We start from the raw sequence: 4,110 nt of genomic DNA on the forward strand, positions 1-4,110 counted from the left end.
CCTTGAGAAGTAGATAAACTAAAAGTGTGGAAATAATACAGACTCAATAGAGTTTTGTATTAAATAAAAAGAAAAGGGGTATGGGCTTCTAAAAGTTTTCGGGGGTTAAAAAGCACGTTTTAGTTAATAGTTTCAAATTATATGTTAAAGGGGAAATGGGTATATGAAGTTCCGAAATACAAAGCTTGCTATGGTTACACTATCTTCATTTTTTATTTTAGGTACTGCATCTCTATCATTCACAGATATCATACACGGTGAAGTAGCTTCTGCATCACCACAAGAGATTACTGTAAAAAGTTATGACGATACATATTATAATAACGCAATAGGAAAAACGGGGTTAGAATTAAAGAAGGAACTGCATAATATTATTGATGATCATACAAAGTTATCATACAGTGCGGTTTGGGAAGCACTAAGAGATACGGATGAAGATCCAAATAATAAAAACAATGTGTTACTCTTATATACTGGGCGTTCGCAAGGGAAACTTACGAATGGTTCAGGAGTTGATAATTGGAACCGAGAGCATGTTTGGGCAAAATCTCACGGTGATTTTGGAACGACTGCAGGAGCTGGAACAGATTTGCATCATTTAAGAGCGACAGATGTATCTGTAAATAGTTCACGTGGAAATCTGGATTTTGATAATGGTGGTGTGAATCATTCGGAAGCGACAGAATGTAAATACGATAGTGATTCTTGGGAACCTCGTGATAGTGTAAAAGGAGATATCGCTAGAATGCTATTTTACATGGCTGTTCGTTATGAAGGAGACAACGGCGAAGTAGATTTAGAACTAAATGAAAAGGTGAACAACAATAAAGACCCATACATGGGCAAACTATCCGTTTTACTAAAATGGAATGAACAAGACCCGGTAGATGATTTAGAGCGAAAGCGTAATGAAGTGATTTTTACGAAATATCAACATAATCGTAATCCTTTTATTGATCATCCGGAATGGGTAAATAAAATTTGGAACTAAAATACTTAAAGGTATTTTACTTTGAGAGAAGGGATTGATCACTATGATCAATCCCTGTTTATATCTATACTAGAATAAGTGATTTTTATAGTATTAGAGAATAGAAATTTTATCAAGTTAAATATAAAATGAATCTTTTAATACGGTCCCCACTCAATATTCACACCTACAATAAGAAAAATAAGTCCGATGATAAACCAAATGAATGCAAGTGGAGCCATAAATCGAATCCATTTTCCGTAAGAAATGCCGCTCGCTGCGAGGACGCCCATTAAAACACCGGAAGTTGGGTTGAGGCAGTTCACTACACCTTCTCCAAGCATAACAGCCTGTACTGTAACTTGGCGTGTAATATGCATGAAATCAGCTAATGGAGCTAATATCGGAATGAAAATAACAGATTCTCCTGTCCCGGATGAAATGAGGAAATGTAATGCGGCACTACTTACATACATACCGATAACGCCAAATACAGGGCTATGTCCTTCGAGAGACTGTGCAAGTTGGTTAACGATTGTATCAAGTAATTTGCCTTGCTCCAAAATGACTGAAATACAACGAGCCATTCCGACGATCAAAGCACCATATATGAGATTTTGGCAGCCTGCTAGAAAAGTAGAAGCGATATCGTTTGCTTTCATGCCACCTATTATTCCCGCTGTAATTGCTATGAAAATAAAAGTAGCAGTCATTTCTGCGTCTGTCCAATGTAGACGAAAAGCGCCTACTAAAAATACAATTAATGATAAAGCTGAAACGAGTAAAATTAATTTATGACGTATTGTCCAAGGAACTTCAGTTTTCTCTATTTCTATCCCACTTGAAAGAGCATTACTTGGAAACCAATTGTCGCCGAGAATGCTTCCTTTATTCGATTTTTTCAAGCGTTTCACATACCAATTAATATATATAATGGTAGCAAGTAAAAAAGAGATATAGATTGCTATGCGTAAACCAATCCCTGAAAACATCGGAAGTTCTGCGATTTTTTGTGAAATACCTAAAGGTGAGGGAGACAAAATAGTAGCATTAAAACCAGCATAAGTGCCTAAATATATAATTGCTACGCCGACGATAGCGTCCCATTTTAACGTGCGTGCAACGATGATGCCGATGGGGATAAATCCGATAACTGAGTTAACGATAATACCAGTCGTTCCGAGAATAGAAAAGAGTGCGGCGACAATGCATATAAAAAGTAATTGCTGGTTACGAAATTTGTTAATCACATGATAGATTAAACCGTCAAGAGCACCGGTTTTTTCAAGAATCGCAATGGCACCGCCTGTAAATAAAATTAAGAAGATGATAGGAGCAGCAAGTGTCATTCCTTTTTCAATAGCGGTAAAAAAAGAAACAAACCCTACCGGTGATTGCGGAACAGAATGGTAACTTCCTGGTATAGTCGTTGTAACAGTCCCGTTTGTAACTCTTTTAAACTCTCCAGCAGGAACGAAATATGTAGCAATGGCACAAAGTAAGGCAATAAAAAATAGTAGTACGTACGCGTCAGGCATTTTAAACTTTCGTTTACTTGGCTGCTTTTTTACTTCGGTATGTAATTGCATAAAAACCCTCCTTTTTCACTTGGTTAATTTTTAATATTCTGAAATTTATCTGTGAAATCGATTATAATAAAGGTTGCTTCTTAAGGCAATAGTCTTTCTGTCCTTTTCCTGCACATACAAATTATTGCAACGTTAGACAGGGAAACGAAAAAAATTCAAGAATATGTTATATAGAAAGAATAGGGAAAAGAGGGGAAAAAGATGTGGAAAACTACGGATCTATGTGATGAGTTTGAAAAGGAATTACAAATATGTCGCCAGTCTTTTCGATCTTTTGGGAAGAAAGAACAATTCCACGGGAAAATTGCAACGGTAAAAGTAAAGGATGATAATGTACTAGTGAAAGAGGGATTGCAAACATTACCAGAAGGAACGGTATTAGTTGTTGATGGTGGAGCGTCTACGAATTGTGCGTTACTTGGCGATAATTTGGCAGCTATTGCGGAGGAAAGAAAGCTGGCAGGAATTATTGTGAATGGATATGTTCGTGATTCTAGTGAACTAAAGAATATTAATATTGGTATTTTAGCGTTAGGGACGATGCCAAATAGAAGTGTAAAAGAAGGAAAAGGAGAGCGGGATATTTCATTGCAATTTGGACAAGTAGAATGGAAGCCGAATGAATATGTGTATGTGGATGAAGATGGCGTCGTTATTAGTGAGAAGAGTTTGCATCGTTAAAGGCTAGTAAACTACTATTCTTAGAAAATAAATCCGATAAAGCATGGACAAAATTCTTTGTCAATAGTAAAATAATACAGAAATTTATAATTAACAGAATGTATAGGTTTATCGTTTTACGATAACTTAAATGGAAGTAAGTTGTGCCTAGAAAAGTGAATGTTATCACAATGATACGTTCATAAACAAAATTATTTTTCCTATACAAATATAGCCGCGAATGATGCGGGTAGGAGGTGTTGCACAGTTTGTTCGACACTTACAAAAAAAGAGTGTCAATTGCACGCCCTTGAAGGGCCTTTTTTTGTGTAAATAGTAGTAAGGGAGGAAATTTTGGGATGGCAATGTTGAAAAAATGGCTGCTTACGTCGTTAATGGCAGTTACACTTGTATTTGTTTCTTTTGCAAATACAGTACATATTACGTTTGCTGAAGGCAACACAGCAAAACTTGCAATTATTGGGGAATCACAAAAGGGTATTATGTTATGTCCGAAAGAAGAGCAAATTAAAGATGGGGAAACAGCTTTAAGTTTGCTACAAAAAGTCATGGGGGACAAAGTAGAAACTGAAACGATGTCGTTTGGAACGTATGTCAAAGGCATTGATGGTTTAATGGCTGGGGCTACAAGCGGCTGGCTGTATGATGTAAATGATAAATCTGCAGAAGTTGGAGCAGATAGTTATAAACTAAATGCTGGAGATGTTGTTGTCTTTCGTTTTGTTGCAGACTGGAGCAATATGAGCCAGGAAACATTACAGCAAACATTAGATAAATTTGGTACTTGTAAAACTGTAGAAGAACCAAAGACAGATGATCCAAAACAAGAAAAACCAGAAGAACCAAAAACGGATGATCCAAAACAAGAAA

Annotated in this window: 4 protein-coding genes; 3 read left to right on the top strand and 1 reads right to left on the bottom strand. The window is 36.4% G+C overall.

The annotated features are described in order from the left end of the window. The first annotated feature begins 163 nt into the window (after positions 1-163). Positions 164-991, top strand: a complete 828-nt coding sequence (locus KI369_RS25465) for an endonuclease I family protein (RefSeq protein ID WP_212958129.1) — start codon at positions 164-166, stop codon at positions 989-991. Positions 992-1,128: 137 nt separating this feature from the next. On the opposite strand, the gene KI369_RS25470 is transcribed toward KI369_RS25465, so the two are convergent. Next, complete coding sequence (locus KI369_RS25470) at positions 1,129-2,559, bottom strand: YfcC family protein (RefSeq protein WP_212958131.1); 1,431 nt, start codon at positions 2,557-2,559, stop codon at positions 1,129-1,131. 201 nt (positions 2,560-2,760) lie between these two features. On the opposite strand from KI369_RS25470, the gene rraA reads away from it, so the two are divergent. Continuing rightward, positions 2,761-3,240 carry a ribonuclease E activity regulator RraA gene (gene rraA / locus KI369_RS25475; RefSeq protein WP_212958133.1) on the top strand — a complete coding sequence of 160 codons (480 nt, stop codon included), beginning with the start codon at positions 2,761-2,763 and terminating at the stop codon, positions 3,238-3,240. A 338-nt stretch (positions 3,241-3,578) separates the two neighbouring features. After that, positions 3,579-4,110 (top strand): DUF4430 domain-containing protein (locus KI369_RS25480; RefSeq protein ID WP_212958135.1); only part of this gene is annotated, 532 nt, incomplete at its 3' end.

It is taken from the genome of Bacillus sanguinis (assembly GCF_018332475.1).
In the GTDB taxonomy this organism is placed as follows: Bacteria; Bacillota; Bacilli; order Bacillales; family Bacillaceae_G; genus Bacillus_A; species Bacillus_A sanguinis.

Coding starts and splice junctions, on each gene's coding strand:
- KI369_RS25465 (WP_212958129.1), top strand. CDS start 164: ATGAAGTTCCGAAATACAAAGCTTGCTATGGTTACACTATCTTCATTT.
- KI369_RS25470 (WP_212958131.1), bottom strand. CDS start 2,559: ATGCAATTACATACCGAAGTAAAAAAGCAGCCAAGTAAACGAAAGTTT.
- rraA (WP_212958133.1), top strand. CDS start 2,761: ATGTGGAAAACTACGGATCTATGTGATGAGTTTGAAAAGGAATTACAA.